A 21,504-nucleotide genomic window follows, 5' to 3' on the forward strand; every position below is an offset into this window, starting at 1 on the left:
GATCCCGCGCTCCACGCGCCCGGTCACCACCGTGCCGCGCCCCGAGATCGAGAACACGTCCTCGATCGGCATCAGGAACGGCAGGTCGATCGGCCGCTCCGGCTGCGGGATGTAGGCGTCCACGTGCCCCATCAGCTCGAGGATCGCGTCGTGCCCGATCTTCGGCTCGCGGTTCTCCAGCGCGCACAGGGCCGAGCCCTTGGTGATCGGGATGTCGTCGCCCGGGAAGTCGTACTTCGAGAGCAGCTCGCGCACCTCGAGCTCGACGAGGTCTAGGAGCTCCGGATCGTCGACCATGTCGACCTTGTTCATGAACACCACGAGCGCCGGCACGCCGACCTGGCGGGCGAGCAGGATGTGCTCGCGGGTCTGCGGCATCGGGCCGTCGGCCGCCGAGACCACCAGGATCGCCCCGTCCATCTGGGCGGCCCCCGTGATCATGTTCTTGACGTAGTCGGCGTGGCCGGGGCAGTCGACGTGGGCGTAGTGCCGGTTCTGGGTCTCGTACTCGACGTGCGCGGTCGAGATCGTGATCCCGCGCGCCTTCTCCTCCGGCGCCTTGTCGATCTGGTCGTAGGCCGTGAACGTGGCCCCGCCCGTCTCCGCCAGAACCTTCGTGATCGCCGCCGTCAGCGACGTCTTGCCGTGGTCAACGTGCCCGATCGTCCCGATGTTGCAGTGCGGCTTCGTCCGCGAAAACTTTTCCTTCGCCATATCCCTCACCTGCGGCAAGCCCGCCCACGCGATGTCCGGGCCGGGCGGAAGGCGCGGCCCGCTTAGAGGGTCTGCGGGCCGCGATCAAGTCCGCGCGTGCGGCCGGCGGCGATGCAGGCCGCCGGCCGCACGCGCGCGAACGCACCCGGGCAAGGCCGGAGCCCTGCCCGAGCGGGTCATGGACGCAGACGAGGGAGAAGGGCGCCCGGCGCCTCGGCGCAGGCGCGGCGCCTCAGCGCAGGCGGCCGGGCCGGGCCGGCTCGAACACGATCCGCCGGTGGAAGGCGCACCAGCTCTTGCCGTCCTGCACCGGCGCGCCGCAGCAGACCGCACGGTCGTTCGGCTCGCCGATGATGAACTTGCACACGAAGGCGCCGGACTGCGCGAACGGGATGCGATGCTCCGGCGACGGCTCTTTGACGGTGTCGGCGGGAAAGAGATGCGACATGCGCACGAGCTGGTTCATTGGGGACTGGCTCACGGGCCTCCACTCGGTCCTCATCGATGGAGGACGGCAGGCCGGTTCGAGATGGGAAACACGGTACGCCGCCCATGTGGCCCGTACGGCGGGCACGGGTCGCAGGGACGGCGCGATTCGACCAATCTGGGGAGGAGCGTGTGGGATTGCAAGGGCTTCGACCCTCCACCCGAGGGTGCCCGACGCAGGGCGGGGCGTCGCATGCCGCATTCCTGACGGGATGGCAGGCCGCACTGCCTCGGCTTCCGCTCCCGCCGAAAGCGGTCTACGCCCGGTCCTCGCGGGGTCCGAGCGCCCTCGCCGCTCAGTCGGAGTTCCGCCCATGCGCTTTCTCGTGACGGGTACGGCCGGCTTCGTCGGCTTCCATCTCGCCCGGCGCCTGCTCGCCGCCGGCCACACCGTCACCGGCATCGACGGGATGACGGATTATTACGACGTCGCCCTCAAGGAGGCCCGGCTGGCGCGGCTCTGCGCCCTGCCGGGCTTCACGCCGCGGCGCTTCATGCTGGAGGAGCCGGGCGCCTTCTCGGCGGCGATGGCGCAGGCCGAGCCCGACATCGTCCTCCATCTCGCGGCCCAGGCCGGCGTACGCTACAGCCTGGAGAATCCCGGCGCCTACGTGGCTTCCAACATGGTGGGCACCTACGAGGTGCTGGAGGGCGTGCGCCGCCATCCCGTGCGCCACTTCCTGTTCGCCTCCACCTCCTCGGCCTATGGCGGCAACCGCGCGATGCCGTTCCGCGAGACCGACGCCACCGCGACCCCGCTCACCATCTACGCCGCCTCCAAGATCGCCGGGGAGGCGATGGCGCATGCCTACGCGCATGTGTGGGGCGTGCCGACCACGGCCTTCCGGTTCTTCACCGTCTACGGGCCCTGGGGCCGGCCCGACATGGCGCTCTACCTCTTCACCCGCCGGATCCTCGCGGGCGAGCCGGTGGAGGTCTACGACCACGGGCGGGCGGAGCGGGACTTCACCTATGTCGACGACCTGATCGAGGCGATCTGGCGGCTGACGGCGCTGCCGCCCGCGCTGGGCGCGCCGGTCTCGGAGGCCGACACGCTGAGCCCCGTGGCGCCCTACCGGCTCGTCAATATCGGGGCGGGCCGCCCGGTGAGCGTGAGCGCGATGCTCGACGTGCTGGAAGCCGCGCTCGGCCGCAAGGCGGACCGCCGGCTCAAGCCCCTGCCGCCGGGCGACCTCGTCCGTACGGTGGCGAGCGCCGACCTGCTGCGCGACCTCACCGGCTACGTCCCGGCCACGCCGATCGAGGCCGGGATTCCGGCCTTCGTGGCGTGGTATCGGGAGCATTACGGTGAGGAAGCGGTTCCTCCGCCATGAGCGCGGCTTGTCACGCTCGTCGGGGGCGTGCTCAATCGCGAGCATGTCCCACCCTCTCGACACGTCCGGCGAGAATGCGGCCGAGATCGCGATGAAGCCGGTGCCCGTGGAGGCGCCGCGCCAGACGCGGCGCTACGCCCAGAAGCGGGACGCCATCCTGCACGCCGCCGCGACCCTGTTCAACGAGGCGGGGGTGAAGGGCGCCACCCTGGCGGATGTCGCCCGCGGCGTCGGGCTGATGACCAACAGCGTCACCTACTACTACCGGCGCAAGGAGGATCTCGCCGCCGCCTGCTTCCTGCGCACGATCGCGGTGCTCGACGGTCTCGTGGCGCAGGCCGAGGCCGCGCCCGACCCGGCGGCGCGGCTCGCCCGGTTCCTCGACCTCTACTGCGCCCGGCGCGCCGCCGTGGCGGCCGGGGCCGAGCCGGACACCGCGGTCCTGCACGACGTGCGCGCTCTGCCCGAGCCGCAGGCCGAGGCGGTCTTCGCCGCCTATGCCGACCTGTTCCGCCGCCTGCGCGGCCTGTTCGACGGCGAGCGCCTCGACCGGGCCGAGCGCAACGCGCGCACGCACCTGCTGCTCTCGGTCGTGCACTCCGTCCGGCTCTGGATCGGCCGCTACGAGCCGCGGGATTACGGCCGCGTGGCCGCCCGCGTCACCGACCTGCTCGTCGGCGGGCTCGCCGGGCAGGCGGCCCCCTGGGCGCCCGGCCTCCTGCCGGAGCCCGGGCCGTCGCTGCCGCCGCGCGAGCCCGAGAGCGAGGTCTCCCCCGAGGCCTTCCTGCGGGCGGCCACGATCCTCATCAACCAGCAGGGCTACCGCGGCGCCTCGGTGGAGAAGATCTCGGGGCTCCTCAAGGTCACCAAGGGCTCGTTCTACCACCACAACGACAACAAGGACGATCTCGTCGCCAACTGCTTCGCGCGCAGCTTCGCGCAGATCCGGGCCGTGCAGGACGCCGCCGACGCGGCGGGCGGGACCGGCTGGGAGCGCATCTGCACCGCCTCGGCGACGCTGGTGCGCGCGCAGCTCGGCCCGGCGGGGCCGCTCCTGCGCGTCACCGCCTTCAGCGCCCTGCCCGAGGGGCTGCGCACCGAGACGCGCCGCACCATGAACCGGCTGGCCGAGCGCTTCACCTTCTGCCTCGTGGACGGGATGGCGGACGGCTCGGTGCGCGCCCACGATGCCGGCATCGCGGCCCAGCTCGTCAGCAGCATGATCAACGCGGCGGCCGAACTCCCGGCCTGGGTGCCGGGCGTGACGCCGGACACCGCCGCCGACCTCTACGCGCGCCCGCTCTTCCTCGGCCTGTTCGCACCGCCCGCGTAGAAAGACCGGTACGGTTCGGCCGGCGGACATGGCGCGTGCAGCCCGCCCGCTTTCGAAAACACGGTTTTGCTCGCCCGCGGTTGGCGCTAGGGTCGCGCCCGATCCGGCACCGGGGCGCAGGCGACCCGCGGGCACGGGAGGAGGCAGCCATGGATTTCACCCTCTCCGAGCGGCAGCGGCACTGGCGGGACCGGGTGGCCGCATTCATGACCGAGCACGTCCGCCCGGCCGTGCCGACCTACAAGGCCGAGATGGAGGCCTTCGGGACGGACCGCTGGCAGCCCGTGCCGGTGATCGAGCGCCTGAAGCCCCTCGCGCGCGAGGCCGGGCTCTGGAACCTGTTCCTGCCGCCCTCGCCCCAGCACGACGACGGGGCGTTCCGCGGCGCGGGGCTGACCAACCTCGACTACGCGCTCTGCGCCGAGGAGATGGGCCGCATCTCCTGGGCCTCCGAGGTGTTCAACTGCTCGGCGCCCGACACGGGCAACATGGAGGTGCTGCACCGCTACGGCTCCCCGGCCCAGAAGGCGCGCTGGCTCGCGCCGCTGATGGCCGGCGAGATCCGCTCGGCCTTCCTGATGACCGAGCCGGACGTCGCCTCCTCGGACGCCACCAACATCGAGACCTGCATCCGCCGCGACGGCGACCATTACGTGCTCAACGGCCGCAAGTGGTGGTCCTCGGGCGTCGGCGACCCGCGCTGCGCCGTGGCGATCGTGATGGGCAAGACCGACACCGACGCGCCCCTGCACCAGCAGCAATCGCAGATCCTCGTGCCCCTCGACACGCCCGGCGTGACGGTGGTGCGGATGCTGCCGGTCTTCGGCTACGACGACGCGCCCCACGGCCACGCCGAGGTGATCCTCGACGACGTGCGCGTGCCGGCCGAGAACCTGATCCTCGGCGAGGGCCGCGGCTTCGAGATCGCGCAGGGGCGCCTCGGCCCGGGCCGCATCCACCATTGCATGCGCACCATCGGCGTCGCCGAGGAGGCGCTCGCCAAGATGTGCCGCCGCCTCCTGGAGCGCGTCGCCTTCGGTAAGCGCATCGCCGACCACTCGGTCTGGGAGCAGCGCATCGCGGAGGCCCGCATCGACATCGAGATGACCCGCCTCCTCTGCCTGAAGGCCGCCGACATGATGGACCGGGTCGGCAACAAGGGCGCGAAGCTCGAGATCGCGATGATCAAGGTCGCCGCCCCCCGGATCGCCCTGAAGGTGATCGACGATGCGATCCAGGCCTTCGGTGGCGCGGGCGTCAGCAGCGATGCGGGCCTCGCCTACGCGTATGCCCGCATCCGGACGCTGCGCCTCGCCGACGGCCCGGACGAGGTGCACAACCGCTCGATCGCCCGCCTCGAACTGGCGCAGTACGGCAACCGCGAGCGGGCGAAGGGCTGACCCCGACGGTCATGTCCAATGACCGCCGGTTCGGTTCTCGATTGTTCGTCAGATCCTTGATCTGGCGTCGAACACTCGGGATGCCTCAACGGCCCCGTCGATCCCGGGCTTGCCCGGGATCGAGATCGATGCGTCCGCATCTTGGGCCGTTGGTATGACGCCGCCGCTCAGGCGCCGGGCTCGTCCGGCGCCCGGTACCCGCACGCCGCCAGCCCCGCCCGCATGTGCGGCGGCACCGGGGCCTCGGCGGTGACCGGCGGCTTCTTCGGATAGAGCGGCAGGCTCAGGGCCCGGGCGTGGAGCTGAAGGCCCGGGCCGCCGTGGCGTGGGGCGCCCCCGTAGATCGCGTCGCCGCGGATCGGCCAGCCCATCGCGGCGCAGTGCACGCGCAGCTGGTGCGTGCGCCCGGTGACCGGTTCGAGGACGAGCCACGCCGTGCCGGGCCCGCGGCCGAGCACCCGCCAGCGGGTCAGCGCCGGGTCGCCCGCCGGATCGGCCTTCATCCACCAGCTGCGCGGATCGTCCGAGCGCCGGGCCAGGGGCAGGTCGATGCTCCCGGCCTCCTCCGCGGGACCGCCCTCGACCAGCGCCCAGTAGGTCTTGTCCACCGCGCTCCCGGCGAAGAGCCGGCCGAGCCGCGCCAGCGCCTTGGCGTGGCGGCCGAGCGCGAGGCAGCCCGAGGTGTCTCGGTCGAGGCGGTGGGCGGCCTCCGGGCGGCGCGGCAGGCCGAAGCGCAGCGCGTCGAGGTGCTGGACCAGGGTCTCGCCGCCCCGCGGCCCCGGATGCACTGGCAGCCCGGCCGGCTTGTCGATGACGAGCACCAGGGCATCGCGGTAGAGCACCCGCGAGACTATGTCTTCGACGATCATGGCGGCCCCGGTCGTCCTCGAAGCTGGCCTCGGAGGCCGGGACCCTCCCGGCGCCTCCGACCTCTGGAGCAAGTGCGGATGAGCGACAACACCAAGCCGGGGTGGTTCGGCCGCCTGTTCGGACGAAAGGGCGAGACGAAGGAGGCCGAGGAGACCCCGCCGACCGTCACGCCCTCGGAGGGCGAGCCGGATTACGCCGCCGCGGCCGAGGAGAATCCGGCCGCGAGCCCGACCGTCACCGAGGCCTCGCCCGACACCGAGCCGGCCCGCGACCTCGCCCCCGAACTCGCAGGCGCCGACCTGCAGCCGATCGACGGCGACCCCGAACGCCCGCCGGGCGGCACCGCCGGGCAGGCGCCGGCGACCCCGGAGGCACCCGATGGCGCCGTCGAGGAGCCGGACGACGCGGATGACGCGGCGGATCAGTCCCTCGCCCTGGCGCCCGCGTCCGAACTCGCGCCGGAGCCGGGCGAGAAGCGCGGCTGGTGGAGCCGGCTCACCGGGGGGCTGCGGCGCACCTCCTCGGCTCTCTCGGAGCGCGTCACCGGCCTCTTCACCAAGCGCAAGCTCGACGCGACGACGCTGGAGGAGCTGGAGGACGCCCTGATCCAGGCGGATTTCGGCGTCGAGACCGCCATGCGGATCTCGGAGGCGGTGGGCAAGGGCCGCTACGAGAAGGGCATCGCCCCCGACGAGGTGCGGGCGATCCTCGCCGCCGAGGTGGAGCGGGCGCTCGATCCGGTGGCGCGGCCCCTCGCGGTCGAGGGGGGGCACAAGCCCTTCGTGATCCTGATGGTGGGCGTCAACGGGGCCGGCAAGACGACGACGATCGGCAAGCTCGCGCAGAAGTTCCGGGCGCAGGGGCTGAGCGTGATGCTGGCGGCCGGCGACACCTTCCGGGCCGCCGCCATCGAGCAGCTCAAGGTCTGGGGCGAGCGCACCGGAGCCCCGGTGATGGCGCGGCCGCAGGGCGCCGACGCGGCGGGCCTCGCCTTCGACGCGCTGCAGGCGGCGCGCGAGGCCGGCACCGACGTGCTGATGATCGACACCGCCGGGCGGCTCCAGAACAAGGCCGGGCTGATGGCGGAACTGGAAAAGATCGTCCGGGTGATCGCCAAGCTCGACCCGGAGGCGCCGCACGCGGTGCTCCTCGTCCTCGACGCCACGGTCGGCCAGAACGCGGTGAGCCAGGTCGAGCTGTTCCAGAAGACCGCGGGCGTCACCGGCCTGGTGATGACGAAGCTCGACGGCACCGCGCGCGGCGGCATCCTGGTGGCGCTCGCCGCCAAGTTCGGCCTGCCCGTCCACTTCATCGGCGTCGGCGAGGGCGTGGACGACCTCGAACCCTTCGCGGCCCGGGACTTCGCCCGGGCGATCGCCGGCCTCGACCGGGAGGGCTGAAGGCCCGCCCGTGTGATCCGGGTCACGGACCGGCCGGGCCGGGGCGGCGACCCTTGCGTCAGGGCGGCCGCCATCGCGGCGCCCCGATGCAGGAGGGCAGCATGGCCACGATCTACGGCGACCGGAACTGGTTCTTCAAGGACGACACCCTCATGGGGGGCGAGGACGACGACGTCATCTACGGCGGCGACGGCAAGGACAAGATCCACGGCGGCAACGGCCAGGACACGCTCTTCGGCGGCAACGGCGACGATACGCTGAGCGGCTGGGGCGGCCGGGACGTCCTCGACGGCGGCTACGGCAACGACTCGATGGCCGGCGGGGTCGGCGCCGACACCTTCACCGACATCGCCGGTGTCGACACCATGAACGGCGGCGACGGCGACGACCACGTCGACTATTCGGGCTATGCGGGCCGCGTCATCGTCGATCTCGTCCAGGGCACCGCCCGGCAGGAGTACCGCGTGAAGGAGGTCAACGCGCCGGAGCGGTTCGACGGCCAGGGCACCGACACCCTGATCTCGATCGAGGACGTCTCGGGCGGCGATTACGGGGACACGATCCGCGGCGACGACAACGGCAACGGGCTCTCGGGCGGCTACGGCAACGACCTCCTCGACGGGCGAGGCGGCAACGACGTGCTGGCCGGAGGCGCCGGCGACGACACCCTCACGGGCGGCAGCGGCGTCGACACCTTCCTGTTCGACTCGAGCCTCGCCCATGCGGGCATCGACCGCATCACCGACTTCAATGCCGCGGAGGATCGCTTCCGGCTCGACCGCAGCATCTTCACCTCGCTTGACCTCGGCGTGCTCGATGCCAGCCAGTTCAAGATCGTCGACACCGCCGCGCCGACCGGGCTCGATGTCGACGACCGGATCATCGTCTCGAGCTGGAACGGCTACGTCTACTACGATGCGGACGGCTCCGGCTCCGGCGGCGCGGTGGCCATCGCCGATCTCGACGTGGCCGACATGGCGGGGATCAGCGCGCAGGATTTCGTCGCCCTGTAGGGTCGCGGCCCCGGGCCCGCCCGGGGCCGATCCTCACACCAGGGCGGGCGCGATGTCGGTCCGGGCGAAGTCGCCGCCCTTGTACAGGAGCGGCGCGCCGAGCGTCCGGGCGAGCGCGTCGGCGAAACCATCGCCGAAGTTCAGCCCGGCCGGATGCCGCCCCTTGCCGAAGCGGGCGAAGGCATCGGCGGCGATCCTGGGCTCGACCGTACGGTCCCGGGCCAAGCGGTCGCGCTCGCGGCGCAGCAGGTCGAGCAGCAGGTCGCCCGGATCGCGCCCGGTCCGGGCCTCGATTTCGGCAAGGAGCGCCTCGGCTTCGGGATGGTCGATCGCGATGGACATCGTGCGGCCTCGGGACGGGGTGCGGGCGAAGCCGCGACGGTCTAATGGTCGGGCGGCCGGTGCGCGATGCCTTGCGCCGCCGGTTCCAGATCAGGCCCCTGCCCCATGAAGACCGAAGACGTCCCGCCCAAGACCCACTTGCCGCCGCTGGTGAAGCTCGCGCTCGAACTCGGGCCGCTCGGCCTGTTCTTCCTCGGCAACGCCTACGCGGACCGGTTCGGCATCGCGCCCGACCACCGCCTCTTCGCGGCGACCGGGCTGTTCATCGCCGCGACCCTCACGGCGCTCGCCATCCATTACGGGCTGGTGCGGCGCCTGCCGATCATGCCGCTGGTCTCGGGTGTCGTCGTGGTGGTGTTCGGGGGGCTCACCCTCGCGCTGCAGGACGAGCTGTTCATCAAGCTCAAGCCCACCATCGTGAACAGCCTGTTCGGCGCAGTGCTGCTCGGCGGGCTCGCCTTTGGCAAGCCGCTCCTCTCCCTCGTCCTCGACAGCGTGTTCGATCTCGACGAGGAGGGCTGGCGCAAGCTGAGCTTTCGCTGGGGCGTATTCTTCTTCGTGCTGGCGGGGCTGAACGAGATCGTCTGGCGCACCCAGACCACGGATTTCTGGGTCGGGTTCAAGGTGTTCGGCATCATGCCGCTCACCATCGCCTTCGCGCTGGCGCAGACCCCGCTGCTCCTGCGCCACGAGCGCAAGGCCGAGGGCGTCTGAGCGGCGGCAGCCGCCCGGCGCGAGCCGCCCGGCTGCCGCCGCCGGCGGGAACCGGGCGCGGGATTGCGCGATTCCCGCCCTCATGGACCCCGCTGCCGACGATCTCTCCGCCAAGGCGCTCGCCATCCATCGCCGGCTCTGCGCCCTGTACGGCTGCCCGATCCCGTACTTCCACAGCCTCGATCCGCTGAGCGAACTCGTCTCCTCGCTCCTCTCCCACCGCACCCGCAACGCGGAATCGGGCCGGGCCTTCAAGGCCCTGCGCGCCCGCTACCCGGACTGGGCGGCGCTCATCGACGCGCCCACGCCCGAGGTCGAGGCCACGATCGCCGGGGTGACGTGGCCGGAGCTGAAGGCGCCGCGGCTCCAGGCGATCCTGCGGGCGGTGCGCGAGCGGCACGGCGCGCTGAGCCTCGACTTCCTGGGCGGGCTCGACGTGCCGGCCGCGCGGGCATGGCTCGAAGCCATTCCGGGCATCGGCCCGAAGACGAGCGCGGCCGTCCTCTCGTTCAGCACCCTGCGGATGCCGGCCCTGCCCGTGGACAGCCACCACCACCGCGTCGCGCAGCGCACCGGCCTGATCGGCCCGCGGGTGGAGGTCGGCCCCTCCCACGCGATCCTGCGCGCCCAGCTGCCCCCCGGTTGGAGCGCGCAGGCCCTCTACGACAATCACGAGGTCCTGATGCTGCACGGCCAGCGCTGCTGCTTCCACCGTGCGCCGGCCTGCGGGCGCTGCCCGCTCCTCGACCTCTGCCCGACGGGCCTCGCCCGCCGGGGCCGTGACGCTGCCGCCGCGGCCCGGCCCGCCGCCCTCACCGCGTCCTGAGGTATCCCGGCAGGACCTTCCCGGCCGAGGGGCGGGGTTGTGCCGCGCCGCAGCCGACTTGACCGGCCGGAGAGGTTGGGTTCAGAACGCCGCGCCCGCGGGCCGCCCTCCACTCTTCTCGCTAAGGTCACCCGACGACGATGCCCGCGTTCCAGGAACTCGTCTTCTCCGGCGTCCAGCCGACCGGAAACCTCCACCTCGGCAACTATCTCGGGGCGATCAGGCGCTTCGTCGCGCTGCAGCCGGCCTACGAGACCTGCCTGTACTGCGTGGTCGACCTCCACGCGATCACGGTCTGGCAGGACCCGGCCGAACTCACCGCCCAGATCCGCGAGGTGACGGCGGCGTTCCTGGCGGCCGGCATCGATCCCGCCCGCTCGATCGTCTTCAACCAGAGCCAGGTGCCCCAGCACGCCGAACTGGCCTGGATCTTCAACTGCGTGGCCCGGCTCGGCTGGCTCAACCGCATGACGCAGTTCAAGGAGAAGGCCGGCAAGGATCGCGAGAACGCCAGCATCGGGCTCTACGACTATCCGGTGCTGATGGCCGCCGACATCCTGGCCTACCGGGCGACCCATGTGCCGGTGGGCGAGGACCAGAAGCAGCATCTCGAACTCACCCGCGACATCGCCCAGAAGTTCAACAACGACTTCGCCGGCTCGATCGCCGCGCACGGCCACGGCGAGGCGTTCTTCCCGCTCACCGAGCCGCTGATCGGCGGCCCGGCCGCGCGGGTGATGTCGCTGCGCGACGGCACCAAGAAGATGTCGAAGTCGGATCCGTCCGACTATTCGCGCATCAACCTGACGGACGACGCCGACGCCATCGCCCAGAAGGTGCGCAAGGCCAAGACCGATGCCGAGCCCCTCCCCTCCGAGGTGGCGGGCCTCGCCGGACGGCCCGAGGCGGACAACCTCGTGGGCATCTTCGCCTCGTTGCGCGATGTCACCCGCGAGGAGGTGCTGCGCGATTACGGCGGCGCGCAGTTCTCCGCCTTCAAGGGGGCGCTGGTGGATCTCGCGGTCGAGGCGCTGGGGCCGGTCGGCGCCGAGATGAAGCGGCTCGTGGCCGATCCGGGCCATATTGATGCGGTGCTGGCGGACGGCGCCGCCCGCGCCGAGGCCATCGCGGCGCCCAACCTCGCGGCGGTCAAGGACATCGTGGGCTTCGTGCGGCGGCGCTAGTTCCGCCGCTTGCCGTCCAGGCGCGCCGGTGACGGTGGCTTCCCTTCCGCGAAGCCCTGTACCATCTGTCCGCTTCGAGGACGGTCATCGGGATCCGGCCGTCCGGCGAGGCGGCACCCGTGGGGTCCGATCGGGATGCCGGCCAGGCATCGACGCAGCAGGGTCTGCGAAGCCGGAGGGAGGCGCCCGTGCCGATCCAAGCCCTGATCTTCGACGTCTTCGGCACCCTGCTCGACTGGCACGGCGGCGTCGCCCGGGAGGCCGAGCGTCTGCTCGGGACGCTGCGGCCGGACCTCGACGGCGGGACCTTCGCCCGCGCGTGGCGCGACCGCTACCAGCCCGGCATGGAGCCGATCCGCGCCGGCGCACGGGCCTATGCGGATCTCGACGTGCTCCACGCCGAGAGCCTGGAGGCGGTGCTCGCCTCGTACCGCATCGACGGCGTCTCGCCGGAGGCGAAGCAGGAGCTGGTGGGCGCGTGGCATCGCCTCGACGCGTGGCCCGACGTGGCCGAAGGGCTCGCCCGGCTGCGCCCGCGCTTCCTGCTCGCCCCCTGCTCGAACGCGCATGTGCGGCTCGCCATCGCGCATGCGCGGCGCAACGGCCTGCCCTGGGACGCGGTGCTCGGCGCCGAGTTCGCCCGCGACTACAAGCCCAAGCCCGCCGTGTACCTGCGGACCGTCGAGGCGCTGCGGCTGGAGCCCGGCGAGGTGATGATGGTGGCCGCCCACAGCTTCGACCTCGTGGCCGCGGCCGGCTGCGGGCTCGCCACCGCCCACATCGCCCGCCCCGACGAGAGCGGCCCCGGCACCGGCGAGGCGGCCCCCGCCTGCCCGGTCGACGTGGCGGCGCGCGACCTGCGCGACCTCGCCGATCGGCTCGGCTGCTGACCGCCCCTGCCAACGGCCCAGGATGCCGACGCATCGATCGCGATCCCGGGCAGGCCCGGGATCGACGGGGCCGTCGAGCCATCTCGAGTCTCCGATGCCAGATCAACGATCTGGCGGGAAATCGAGAACCCGGCGGTCCCTGGTCAGGACCGCCGGTATCAGCCCTCGCCGCGGGCCACCCGCGCCTCGTAGGCCGGCAGGTCGATCATGCCCTCGGCCTGCGCCCGCGCGGCGTCGTCCTCCGGCAGGACGTCCTGCAGGAGGTCGATGCGCTTCCACAGCGCCAGCGGCGTCTCGCGGCCCGCCTGCGGCACGTATCGGGAGGATCGCTCCTTGCGGTAGGTGTGGACGTAGCGCGGGCAGTTCACCCAGACCTTCGTCACCGCGACCCGGACGAGGTACTTCGCCTCCGGGAAGGCGGCGAGCAGGGGACCCTCGCGCTCCAGCCGCGCGGTGCCCTGCACGCGCAGCCGGTGCGGCGTCTCGAAGTCGATGAACAGCAGGCCGACCCGGCCCTGCCCCGCGATGTTGCCCACCGAGTAGAACATGCCGTTGCCGTCGTAGCCCGGGAAGACCAGGGTCCCGGCATCCGGAACCCGCACGAAGCCCGGCGCGCCGCCCTTGTAGGACACCGTCGGGTTGCCGTCCGGATCGACGGTCGAGAGGAAGAACATGTCCCGCGCCTCAATGAAGGCGCGCTCCTCGTCGCGGATCCCGGCGTGGACGAAGTCGGTGTCGAGCCAGTCGGCGAGCCGCGTCGTTCCGAACTCCTCCTGCAGGGCGCGGTGCGCCGCGGAGTAGAGCGAGCCCATGGTTCCTCCTCGTCCCGTTGGGCCGCCGGGGGCGGCCGGCCGGATCGTCGCCGGACGGCGTCCCGGGCGCAATCGGCCGGAAGTCCGGTCGGGTCATTCTCCCGCCGCACGATCGTCGCGGACCCGGGGACGAAAAAAGCCGGCCCCGCCTCCGCGGGGCCGGCTCGACGAACGGCGGCGGTTCGGGCCGCGCGGCCGATCAGTTCTTGGTCTTGTCGACCAGGGCCTTCTCCTTGATCCAGGGCATCATGCCGCGCAGGCGCTCGCCGACCTCCTCGATCGGGTGGGCGGCGTTGCGGGCGCGGGTGGCCTTGAACGAGGTCTGGTTGACCCGGTTCTCCAGCATCCAGTTGCGCGTGAAGGTGCCCGACTGGATGTCGGTGAGCACGCGCTTCATCTCGGCCTTGGTCTCGGGCGTGATGATGCGGGGACCCGTCACGTACTCGCCGTACTCGGCGGTGTTCGAGATCGAGTAGTTCATGTTGGCGATGCCGCCCTCGTAGATGAGGTCGACGATCAGCTTCACCTCGTGCAGGCACTCGAAATAGGCCATCTCGGGGGCGTAGCCGGCCTCGACCAGCGTCTCGAAGCCCGCCTTGATCAGCTCGACGAGACCGCCGCAGAGCACGACCTGCTCGCCGAACAGGTCAGTCTCGCATTCCTCCTTGAAGGTGGTCTCGATGATGCCGGCGCGGCCGCCGCCATTGGCCGAGGCGTAGGAGAGGCCGAGGTCGTGCGCGTTGCCGGAGGCGTCCTGCGCGATGGCGATCAGGGTCGGCACGCCGCCGCCGCGCAGGTACTCGGAGCGCACCGTGTGGCCCGGCCCCTTCGGGGCGACCATCAGCACGTCGAGGTCGGGCCGCGGCTCGATCAGGTTGAAGTGCACGTTGAGGCCGTGGGCGAACAGCAGCGCGGCGCCCTGCTTCATGTTGCCGTGCAGCGACTCGCGGTAGATGTCGCCCTGCAATTCGTCGGGGGTGAGCATCATGACGACGTCGGCCTGGGCGGCGGCCTCGGCCACCTCCATGACCTTGAAGCCCTCGGCCTCCGCCTTCTTGGCGCTGGCCGAGCCCTTGCGCAGGGCGATGACCACGTCCTTGACGCCCGAATCGCGCAGGTTCAGCGCATGGGCGTGGCCCTGGCTGCCGTAGCCGACGATGACGACCTTCTTGCCCTTGATGAGATTGATGTCGGCGTCGCGATCGTAATAGACCCGCATGGCGGCTCCCCCCTGTCTCGAGTTGGTGGAGGTGGATGGTTACGCTCCGGGCGCTGGAGCGGCCGTGCGATGCGGCGGCCTTTTAGCCGGGTGATCCGCGACAGGGAATAGGCTTGCGGCGGAAGCGGAGCCGGAAATGCGGTCCTGAAGGGCGGCCGGTGCGGCGCGGGCGCCGCTCACCACATGTCGAGGGCGACGCGGGCCTCGTCGGACATCCGGCTCTGGTCCCACGGCGGGTCGAACACCATCGTCACCTTGCAGCCCTGCACGCCGGGCACGGCCGAGACGGCGTTCTCGACCCAGCCCGGCATCTCGCCCGCCACCGGGCAGCCCGGGGCCGTCAGGGTCATGTCGATCGCCACGTGCCGATCGTCGGCGATGTCGACCTTGTAGATCAGGCCGAGTTCGTAGATGTCGGCCGGGATCTCGGGATCGTAGACGCTCTTGAGGGCGGCCACGATGCCGTCGGTCAGCCGGTCGATCTCCTCGGGCGGGAGAGCGGAGCCGGTCTCGGGCGCGGGTTCGGTCATTGGCGGGTCCTACGCGAACATCATCTCGGCCTTGGCGAGCGCCGCCACCAGCGCATCGACCTCGGCCTGCGTATTATACAATCCGAACGAGGCGCGACAGGTCGAGGTCGTGCCGAAGCGCGCGAGCAGCGGCATCGCGCAATGGGTTCCGGCCCGCACCGCCACGCCCTGGCGGTCGATCACGGTGGCGATGTCGTGGGCGTGCGCGCCCTTCATCTCGAAGGAGATCACCGCCCCCTTGTCGCGCGCCCGCCCGATGATCCGGACGCTGTTCATCTCGGACAGGCGCTGGTGGGCGTAGGCTGAGAGCGCCGCCTCGTGGGCGGCGATGCGCTCGCGGCCGAGTTCCATCATGAATTCGAGCGCGGCGCCCAGGCCCACCGCCTCGATGATCGCGGGCGTGCCGGCCTCGAAGCGGTGCGGGGGCTCGTTGTAGGTGATCGCGTCCTGCGTCACCGTCTGGATCATCTCGCCGCCGCCCTGGTAGGGGGGCAGCCGCTCCAGCCATTCCTTCTTGCCGTAGAGCACGCCGATGCCGGTCGGCCCGTAGACCTTGTGGCCGGTGAAGACGAAGAAGTCGCAGTCGAGCGCCTGCACGTCGATCGGCTGGTGCACCGCGCTCTGCGCCCCGTCGAGGAGCACCGGCACGCCGTGCGCATGGGCGATGCGCACGATCTCGCGGGCCGGCGTCACCGTGCCGAGCACGTTCGACATATGGGTGATCGCCACCATGCGGGTGCGCGGCGTGAACAGCTTTTCGTACTCCTCGACGAGGAAGTTGCCCTCGTCGTCCACCGGCGCCCACTTGATCACCGCGCCGCGGCGCTCGCGCAGGAAGTGCCAGGGCACGATGTTGGAGTGGTGCTCCATGATAGAGAGGATGATCTCGTCCCCCTCCCCGATCAGCCCGGCCCAGCCCATCGAGGACGCGACGAGGTTGTAGGCTTCGGTGGCGTTGCGGGTGAAGATGATCTCGTCGGTGGAGCGGGCGTTGAGGAACTGGCGCGTGGTCTCGCGGGCGCCCTCGAAGCCCTCCGTGGCGGCATTCGCCATGAAGTGCAGGCCGCGATGCACGTTGGCGTAGGCCGTCTCCATCGCGTTCGTCATGGCGTCGATCACCGCCCGCGGTTTCTGCGCGGAGGCGGCGTTGTCGAGGTAGACGAGCGGCTTGCCGTAGACGGTCTGCGACAGGATCGGGAACTGCGTCCGGATCGCCGCGACGTCGTAGGGCTGCAGGACGGGTGCGTTCATCGCCATCTCTTTGTTCGTCTGGGCGGCGGGGCCGGCCCGGTGCCGGCCCCGTCCGGGGCTCACCGGCGGCCGGCGAGCCAGGTCTCCACGACGCCGATCATCGCCTCGCGGGCGTCCTCGTGGGTGATCGCTTCCAGCGCCTCGCCGAGGAAGGCCTGGACCAGCAGGCCCTCGGCCTCCGGCCGCGGCAGGCCGCGGGCCATGAGGTAGAACAGCAGGTCGTCGTCGATCGCCCCGCAGGTCGCGCCGTGGCCGCAGGCCACGTCGTCCGCGAAGATCTCCAGCTCCGGCTTGTTCATCATCTGCCCCTCGTCGGAGAGGAGGAGGCAGTCGGACTTCATCTTGCCGTCGGTCTTCTGGGCGACCTGCTGGACGATGATCTTGCCCTGGAACACGCCGGTGGCGTCGCCGTCGATCACGGTCTTGAACTGCTCGCGGCTCACCCCGCCGACCGCCGCGTGGTCGGCGAGCAGCGTCGAATCCGCGAGCTGCCCGTCGCCCAGCATCGTCGCGCCGTTCACCGCCGCCGTGGCGTCGTCGCCCGCGAACAGCAGGTAGATCTGGTGGCGGGAGAACACCGCGCCGGCCGCCACGTTGACGGTCTCGATGTGCGACTTCGCGCCGAGCCGCACCGAGATGGTCGAGAGCGCCACGGCCTGCGCGCCCTCGGCGTTGAGCCGGGTGTGGCGCAGAACCGCCCCGTCCGCGACGATGGCGTCGAGGGCGTCGTTCGGCTGGTAGGCGACGCCGCCCGGACCCTCGTGGCTCTCGAACAGGGTGAACTCCGCCCCCTCCTCCAGCACCACCAGGGTGCGGGTTGCGGTGGAGAACGCCTCCGTGCCGGTGGCGACGAAGCGCAGGTGCAGCGGCCGCTCGACCTTGGCGCCCGCGGCGACCCGGATCAGCGCGCCGTCCGCCATGAAGGCGGTGTTGAGCTGGTAGATCGGGTTCTCGTTGGCCTGCGCCACCGGGGCGAAGCGCTGGGTGAGCGGGTCGCCGTCGGTCAGCGCCTCGGTGAGCGGCGTCACCGCGACCCCGGCCGGCAGCGCGCCGAGATCCGAGAGCGCCGGGACGAGGTGGCCGTTGACGAAGGTCAGCCGCGCGGCCTCGGCCTCGGCAAACCCCTTCGCGGTCTTGACCGCCTCGCGCGCCGCCTCGGCGGAGGGCGCCTCGGCCGGCGGAGCGGCCTCGCGCAGGGCCGCGCGCAGGTCGGTGTACTTGAACGCCTCGACCCGGCGATGCGGCAGGCCGGCGGCCTCGAAGAAGCGGAACGCCTCCTCGCGGGCGATGGCCGAGCCCGGCAGCTTCAGCCGCCGGACCTCGAACAGCTTCGACAGGCCGGTCTCGGCCGCCGTGCGCAGCGTGGTGATGTCCGCCATGGTCACGCCGCCTCGGTCGCGCGGTACTCGGCGTAGCCGCTGGCTTCGAGTTCGAGCGCCAGCTCCTTGCCGCCGGACTTCACCACCCGGCCCTGCGACATGACGTGCACGGTGTCGGGCACGATGTGGTTGAGCAGGCGCTGGTAGTGGGTGATGACGAGGAAGCTGCGGTTCTCGGCGCGCAGCGCGTTCACGCCCTCCGAGACGATGCGCAGCGCGTCGATGTCGAGGCCGGAATCGGTCTCGTCGAGGACGCAGAAGCGCGGCTGCAGCAGCGCCATCTGCAGGATCTCCATGCGCTTCTTCTCGCCGCCGGAGAACCCGACGTTCAGCGCGCGCTTGAGCATGTCGCGGTCGATCTCGAGCTGCTCGGCCGCGCCGTAGACGCGGCGCATGAAGTCGGGGGTCGACAGCTCCTCCTCGCCGCGCGCCTTGCGCTGCGCGTTCAGCGCCGCCTTCAGGAACGTCATGGTGGCGACGCCCGGGATCTCCAGCGGGTACTGGAAGGCCAGGAACAGGCCCGCCGCCGCGCGCTCGTCGGGCGCCATCTCCAGGATGTTCTCGCCGTCGAGCAGCACCTCGCCGTCGAGCACCTCGTAATCTGCCTTGCCGGCGATCACGTAGGACAGGGTCGACTTGCCCGAGCCGTTCGGACCCATGATGGCCGCTACCTCGCCATCGTTCACGGTGAGGTCGAGGCCGTTGAGAATGCGCTTGTCCTCGATCTGCACGACGAGGTTCTTGATTTCGAGCATCGGATTCCAGAGTCCTTCGAAGTGGTTGAGCCGACACCGCGGGACGGAGCTGGCCGTCGGTCGACGGCCGGCGCGGGGCGCAGGCCGTCCCGGGCAGGTCCGCCGCGGGTCGCGCTGTTGCGGATGGCGGCGGGAGCAGGGCCCGCTGCGCCGGGCTGCCTCAGCCCACCGAGCCTTCCAGGCTGATCGAGATCAGCTTCTGGGCCTCGACCGCGAACTCCATCGGCAGCTGCTGCAGCACGTCGCGCACGAAGCCGTTGACGATCAGCGCCCGCGCCTCCTCCTCGCCCAGTCCCCGCTGCTGGCAATAGAACAGCTGCTCCTCGGAGATCTTGGAGGTGGTGGCCTCGTGCTCGAACACCGCGGTCGCGTTCTTCGACTCGATGTAGGGCACGGTGTGCGCGCCGCACTGATCGCCGATCAGCAGGGAATCGCAGTTGGTGAAGTTGCGGGCGTTCGTCGCCTTCCGGTGCGCCGAGACGAGGCCCCGGTAGGTGTTCTGCGACCGGCCGGCCGAGATGCCCTTCGAGATGATCCGGCTCGTGGTGTTCTTGCCGAGATGGATCATCTTGGTGCCGGAATCGACCTGCTGCATGCCGTTCGACACCGCGATCGAGTAGAACTCGCCCTGCGAGCCGTCGCCGCGCAGGATGCAGGACGGGTACTTCCAGGTGATGGCCGAGCCGGTCTCGACCTGCGTCCACGAGATCTTCGAGTTGGTGCCGCGGCAATCGCCGCGCTTGGTCACGAAGTTGTAGATGCCGCCGCGGCCCTGCGCGTCGCCCGGATACCAGTTCTGCACCGTCGAGTACTTGATCTCGGCATCGTCCAGCGCGACGAGCTCGACCACCGCGGCGTGAAGCTGGTTGTCGTCGCGGCGGGGCGCGGTGCAGCCTTCGAGGTAGGAGACGTAAGAGCCCTTGTCGGCGATGATCAGGGTGCGCTCGAACTGGCCCGTGTCACGCTCGTTGATGCGGAAATAGGTCGACAGCTCCATCGGGCAGCGCACGCCCGGCGGGATGTAGACGAACGACCCGTCCGAGAACACGGCCGAGTTCAGGGTCGCGAAGAAGTTGTCGGTCACCGGCACGACCGAGCCGAGGTACTTGCGCACCAGCTCGGGATGCTCGCGCAGCGCCTCGGAGATCGGCATGAAGATGACGCCGGCCTTGGCGAGTTCGGCCTTGAAGGTGGTGGCCACCGAGACCGAGTCGAACACCGCGTCCACCGCCACGCGGTTCTGCGGCGCGATGCCTTCCAGCGCCTCCACCTCGCGCAGCGGGATGCCGAGCTTCTCGTAGGTCTTGAGGATCTCGGGATCGATCTCGTCGAGCGACTGCGCCGCCTTCCGCTTCGGGGCCGCGTAGTAGTAGAGGTTGTCGTAGTCGATCTTGTCGTACGAGACCCGCGCCCACTCCGGCTCCTTCATCGTCAGCCAGCGGCGATAGGCGTCAAGGCGCCATTCCAGCATCCATTCCGGCTCGTCCTTCTTGGCCGAGATGAAGCGGATCACGTCCTCGGAGAGGCCCCTCTCGGACTTCTCCATCTCGATCGTGGTCTCGAACCCGTACTTGTACTGATCCACGTCGATGGCACGAACGCGATCGATCGTCTCCTGCACTGCAGGCATACCCGTCTCCTACCGCTGACGGCTTCAAGGGCCGCGGGTTGATGACACGGCCGGTGCGGGGCGCGCGCTCACGCGGCCCTCTCCCGGCGCTTATATAGGGACGAAATCAGCCGATCGAAGACCGCCAGGAAGCGATCCACGTCCGATGGCCGGCTGTTCCATCCCAAACTCACGCGCAACGCCCCGGCGGCGAGCGCCGCCGGCACGCCCATGGCGGCGAGCACCGTCGAGCGGCCGACCTTGCCGGAGGCGCAGGCCGAGCCCGACGAGACCGCGACCCCGTCGAGATCGAGCGCGATCAGCGCGGTCGCCGCCTCCAGCCCCGGCACCGCGAAGCAGGCCGTGTTGGGCAGGCGCTCCGCCCCCTCCCCGAACACCACCGCGTCCGGTGCCCGGGCGCGGATCCCGGCCTCCAGCGCGTCGCGCAGGCCCGCGAGGCGCCGGGCCTCCTCCGCCTGCGCCCGCCCGGCGATCTCGGCCGCGACGCCCGCCCCCACGAGGCCGGCCACGTTCTCGGTGCCGCCGCGCAGGCGCGCCTCCTGCCCGCCGCCGCGGTGGAACACCGGATCGAGGGTGAGCCCGGGCGCGAGCACCAGCGCACCGACGCCCTTCGGCCCGGCGAACTTGTGCGCCGACAGGCTCAGCGCATCGAGGCCGGAGGTCGCCGCCTCCAGGGGCAGGCGCCCGGCCGCCTGGACCGCGTCGCTGTGGACGAGCGCCCCGCCGTGGCGGCGGGCGAGCGCCACCACCGCGTCGAGGGGCTGGACCACGCCGGTCTCGTTGTTGGCCGCCTGGACCGAGAGCAGCACGCCCTCGCCCGCGAGCGCGCCGAGGCGCGCCTCCAGCCAGGCGAGATCGATCACGCCGCGGCGGTCGACCGGGATCAGGTCGGTCGCCTCGGGCGCGAAACGATGGCCGGCGAGCACGCAGGGGTGCTCGGTGGCGCCGACGATGAGGCGCGTCGGCGCAGGCCCGTCGCGCCGCCGCAGGCCCCCGGACAGGGCGGCGTTGGCCGCCTCGGTGCCGCCGCTCGTGAACACCACGCTGCCGGGCGCCGTGCCCGCCAGGGCGGCGATGCGCGCGCGCGCCGTCTCCACGGCCGCCCGGGCGGCCTGGCCCTCGCGGTGGATCGAGGAGGCGTTGCCCGGCAGGTCGAGGAGCGCGCGCGCGACCGCCTCCGCCACCTCCGGCCGCACCGGCGCGGTGGCGTTGTGGTCGAGATAGGTGCGCGGTCCTGTCTCCATCCGCCGATTTCCTTTGCCTTGCCCCCGGGTGGGCGTGCTAAGGCGCCAGCCCAACACGCTTTCCGCACGCCGCCGGGCGGCAGGCGAGTGGCCTGCGTTCGTCCCGGCCACTCTGTTTGGAATTGTTCTAATCGGTTAGAACCATTCTAAGGGTGCTTGTAGGCGAGCGCGTCCCCGA

Annotated in this window: 21 protein-coding genes; 9 read left to right on the forward strand and 12 right to left on the reverse strand. The window is 71.3% G+C overall.

Annotated features, from left to right (window positions below):
* Together MFF61_RS05415 and MFF61_RS05420 are read right to left on the reverse strand one after the other, a co-directional pair.
* The coding region (locus MFF61_RS05415) for an elongation factor Tu (protein ID WP_238234054.1) at positions 1-714 on the reverse strand (714 nt) is incomplete at its 3' end.
* Between the two features lie 232 nt (positions 715-946).
* A complete protein-coding gene (locus MFF61_RS05420) occupies positions 947-1,180 on the reverse strand; it encodes a hypothetical protein (protein WP_238234133.1) in 234 nt (77 codons plus the stop codon).
* A 334-nt stretch (positions 1,181-1,514) separates the two neighbouring features.
* Here MFF61_RS05420 and MFF61_RS05425 point away from each other — a divergent pair, with 334 nt between their 5' ends.
* From MFF61_RS05425 to MFF61_RS05435, 3 genes are all read left to right on the forward strand, one after another.
* Positions 1,515-2,534, forward strand: a complete 1,020-nt coding sequence (locus MFF61_RS05425; RefSeq protein WP_238234055.1) for an NAD-dependent epimerase/dehydratase family protein — start codon at positions 1,515-1,517, stop codon at positions 2,532-2,534.
* Positions 2,535-2,577: 43 nt separating this feature from the next.
* Entirely contained in the window at positions 2,578-3,867 is a 1,290-nt protein-coding gene (locus MFF61_RS05430) for a TetR/AcrR family transcriptional regulator (RefSeq protein WP_238234056.1), read from the forward strand.
* Positions 3,868-4,016: 149 nt separating this feature from the next.
* A complete protein-coding gene (locus tag MFF61_RS05435) occupies positions 4,017-5,267 on the forward strand; it encodes an acyl-CoA dehydrogenase family protein (RefSeq protein ID WP_238234057.1) in 1,251 nt (416 codons plus the stop codon).
* 167 nt (positions 5,268-5,434) lie between these two features.
* On the opposite strand, the gene MFF61_RS05440 is transcribed toward MFF61_RS05435, so the two are convergent.
* A complete protein-coding gene (locus MFF61_RS05440; RefSeq protein ID WP_238234058.1) occupies positions 5,435-6,136 on the reverse strand; it encodes an RluA family pseudouridine synthase in 702 nt (233 codons plus the stop codon).
* Positions 6,137-6,214: 78 nt separating this feature from the next.
* Between MFF61_RS05440 and ftsY the strand changes: the two genes are divergently transcribed.
* Both ftsY and MFF61_RS05450 read left to right on the forward strand, forming a co-directional pair.
* A complete protein-coding gene (gene ftsY / locus MFF61_RS05445) occupies positions 6,215-7,537 on the forward strand; it encodes a signal recognition particle-docking protein FtsY (protein ID WP_238234059.1) in 1,323 nt (440 codons plus the stop codon).
* A 101-nt stretch (positions 7,538-7,638) separates the two neighbouring features.
* Entirely contained in the window at positions 7,639-8,550 is a 912-nt protein-coding gene (locus tag MFF61_RS05450) for a calcium-binding protein (protein WP_238234060.1), read from the forward strand.
* 33 nt (positions 8,551-8,583) lie between these two features.
* Here MFF61_RS05450 and MFF61_RS05455 read toward each other — a convergent pair whose 3' ends face one another.
* Positions 8,584-8,892, reverse strand: coding sequence for a type II toxin-antitoxin system VapC family toxin (locus MFF61_RS05455; RefSeq protein WP_238234061.1), 309 nt, complete (start codon positions 8,890-8,892; stop codon positions 8,584-8,586).
* 105 nt (positions 8,893-8,997) lie between these two features.
* Between MFF61_RS05455 and MFF61_RS05460 the strand changes: the two genes are divergently transcribed.
* From MFF61_RS05460 to MFF61_RS05475, 4 genes are all read left to right on the forward strand, one after another.
* Complete coding sequence (locus tag MFF61_RS05460) at positions 8,998-9,606, forward strand: septation protein A (protein ID WP_238234062.1); 609 nt, start codon at positions 8,998-9,000, stop codon at positions 9,604-9,606.
* An 82-nt stretch (positions 9,607-9,688) separates the two neighbouring features.
* Positions 9,689-10,432, forward strand: coding sequence for an endonuclease III domain-containing protein (locus MFF61_RS05465; RefSeq protein ID WP_238234063.1), 744 nt, complete (start codon positions 9,689-9,691; stop codon positions 10,430-10,432).
* A gap of 140 nt (positions 10,433-10,572) precedes the next feature.
* Positions 10,573-11,616, forward strand: a complete 1,044-nt coding sequence (gene trpS / locus MFF61_RS05470) for a tryptophan--tRNA ligase (RefSeq protein ID WP_238234064.1) — start codon at positions 10,573-10,575, stop codon at positions 11,614-11,616.
* Positions 11,617-11,804: 188 nt separating this feature from the next.
* A complete protein-coding gene (locus tag MFF61_RS05475) occupies positions 11,805-12,506 on the forward strand; it encodes a haloacid dehalogenase type II (protein WP_238234065.1) in 702 nt (233 codons plus the stop codon).
* A gap of 158 nt (positions 12,507-12,664) precedes the next feature.
* On the opposite strand, the gene MFF61_RS05480 is transcribed toward MFF61_RS05475, so the two are convergent.
* The 8 genes from MFF61_RS05480 to MFF61_RS05515 form a co-directional block, all read right to left on the reverse strand.
* The gene (locus MFF61_RS05480) at positions 12,665-13,318 is read right to left on the reverse strand and encodes a pyridoxamine 5'-phosphate oxidase family protein (RefSeq protein ID WP_238234066.1); all 654 of its coding nucleotides are present in this window, start codon (positions 13,316-13,318) and stop codon (positions 12,665-12,667) included.
* 199 nt (positions 13,319-13,517) lie between these two features.
* Positions 13,518-14,537 carry a ketol-acid reductoisomerase gene (ilvC, locus tag MFF61_RS05485; RefSeq protein WP_238234067.1) on the reverse strand — a complete coding sequence of 340 codons (1,020 nt, stop codon included), beginning with the start codon at positions 14,535-14,537 and terminating at the stop codon, positions 13,518-13,520.
* Positions 14,538-14,713: 176 nt separating this feature from the next.
* Positions 14,714-15,067, reverse strand: a complete 354-nt coding sequence (locus MFF61_RS05490) for an SUF system Fe-S cluster assembly protein (protein WP_238234068.1) — start codon at positions 15,065-15,067, stop codon at positions 14,714-14,716.
* Between the two features lie 9 nt (positions 15,068-15,076).
* Positions 15,077-16,318 carry a cysteine desulfurase gene (locus MFF61_RS05495; protein ID WP_238234069.1) on the reverse strand — a complete coding sequence of 414 codons (1,242 nt, stop codon included), beginning with the start codon at positions 16,316-16,318 and terminating at the stop codon, positions 15,077-15,079.
* Positions 16,319-16,377: 59 nt separating this feature from the next.
* Positions 16,378-17,697, reverse strand: coding sequence for a Fe-S cluster assembly protein SufD (gene sufD, locus MFF61_RS05500; protein WP_238234070.1), 1,320 nt, complete (start codon positions 17,695-17,697; stop codon positions 16,378-16,380).
* A 2-nt stretch (positions 17,698-17,699) separates the two neighbouring features.
* Positions 17,700-18,452: a Fe-S cluster assembly ATPase SufC gene (sufC, locus tag MFF61_RS05505; RefSeq protein ID WP_238234071.1), complete on the reverse strand. Its 753-nt coding sequence runs from the start codon at positions 18,450-18,452 to the stop codon at positions 17,700-17,702.
* A 160-nt stretch (positions 18,453-18,612) separates the two neighbouring features.
* Positions 18,613-20,082 carry a Fe-S cluster assembly protein SufB gene (gene sufB, locus MFF61_RS05510; RefSeq protein ID WP_238234072.1) on the reverse strand — a complete coding sequence of 490 codons (1,470 nt, stop codon included), beginning with the start codon at positions 20,080-20,082 and terminating at the stop codon, positions 18,613-18,615.
* A 68-nt stretch (positions 20,083-20,150) separates the two neighbouring features.
* Positions 20,151-21,326, reverse strand: a complete 1,176-nt coding sequence (locus MFF61_RS05515; protein WP_238234073.1) for a cysteine desulfurase family protein — start codon at positions 21,324-21,326, stop codon at positions 20,151-20,153.
* Positions 21,327-21,504 lie beyond the last annotated feature (178 nt).

The sequence above is a fragment of the Methylobacterium isbiliense genome, from assembly GCF_022179325.1.
In the GTDB taxonomy this organism is placed as follows: Bacteria; Pseudomonadota; Alphaproteobacteria; order Rhizobiales; family Beijerinckiaceae; genus Methylobacterium; species Methylobacterium isbiliense.

Bases quoted from the DNA above. Each gene is read 5' to 3' on its own strand.
- MFF61_RS05420 (WP_238234133.1), bottom strand. From the start codon at position 1,180: ATGAACCAGCTCGTGCGCATGTCGCATCTCTTTCCCGCCGACACCGTC.
- MFF61_RS05425 (WP_238234055.1), top strand. From the start codon at position 1,515: ATGCGCTTTCTCGTGACGGGTACGGCCGGCTTCGTCGGCTTCCATCTC.
- MFF61_RS05430 (WP_238234056.1), top strand. From the start codon at position 2,578: ATGTCCCACCCTCTCGACACGTCCGGCGAGAATGCGGCCGAGATCGCG.
- MFF61_RS05435 (WP_238234057.1), top strand. From the start codon at position 4,017: ATGGATTTCACCCTCTCCGAGCGGCAGCGGCACTGGCGGGACCGGGTG.
- MFF61_RS05440 (WP_238234058.1), bottom strand. From the start codon at position 6,136: ATGATCGTCGAAGACATAGTCTCGCGGGTGCTCTACCGCGATGCCCTG.
- ftsY (WP_238234059.1), top strand. From the start codon at position 6,215: ATGAGCGACAACACCAAGCCGGGGTGGTTCGGCCGCCTGTTCGGACGA.
- MFF61_RS05450 (WP_238234060.1), top strand. From the start codon at position 7,639: ATGGCCACGATCTACGGCGACCGGAACTGGTTCTTCAAGGACGACACC.
- MFF61_RS05455 (WP_238234061.1), bottom strand. From the start codon at position 8,892: ATGTCCATCGCGATCGACCATCCCGAAGCCGAGGCGCTCCTTGCCGAA.
- MFF61_RS05460 (WP_238234062.1), top strand. From the start codon at position 8,998: ATGAAGACCGAAGACGTCCCGCCCAAGACCCACTTGCCGCCGCTGGTG.
- MFF61_RS05465 (WP_238234063.1), top strand. From the start codon at position 9,689: ATGGACCCCGCTGCCGACGATCTCTCCGCCAAGGCGCTCGCCATCCAT.
- trpS (WP_238234064.1), top strand. From the start codon at position 10,573: ATGCCCGCGTTCCAGGAACTCGTCTTCTCCGGCGTCCAGCCGACCGGA.
- MFF61_RS05480 (WP_238234066.1), bottom strand. From the start codon at position 13,318: ATGGGCTCGCTCTACTCCGCGGCGCACCGCGCCCTGCAGGAGGAGTTC.
- ilvC (WP_238234067.1), bottom strand. From the start codon at position 14,537: ATGCGGGTCTATTACGATCGCGACGCCGACATCAATCTCATCAAGGGC.
- MFF61_RS05490 (WP_238234068.1), bottom strand. From the start codon at position 15,067: ATGACCGAACCCGCGCCCGAGACCGGCTCCGCTCTCCCGCCCGAGGAG.
- MFF61_RS05495 (WP_238234069.1), bottom strand. From the start codon at position 16,318: ATGAACGCACCCGTCCTGCAGCCCTACGACGTCGCGGCGATCCGGACG.
- sufD (WP_238234070.1), bottom strand. From the start codon at position 17,697: ATGGCGGACATCACCACGCTGCGCACGGCGGCCGAGACCGGCCTGTCG.
- sufC (WP_238234071.1), bottom strand. From the start codon at position 18,452: ATGCTCGAAATCAAGAACCTCGTCGTGCAGATCGAGGACAAGCGCATT.
- sufB (WP_238234072.1), bottom strand. From the start codon at position 20,082: ATGCCTGCAGTGCAGGAGACGATCGATCGCGTTCGTGCCATCGACGTG.
- MFF61_RS05515 (WP_238234073.1), bottom strand. From the start codon at position 21,326: ATGGAGACAGGACCGCGCACCTATCTCGACCACAACGCCACCGCGCCG.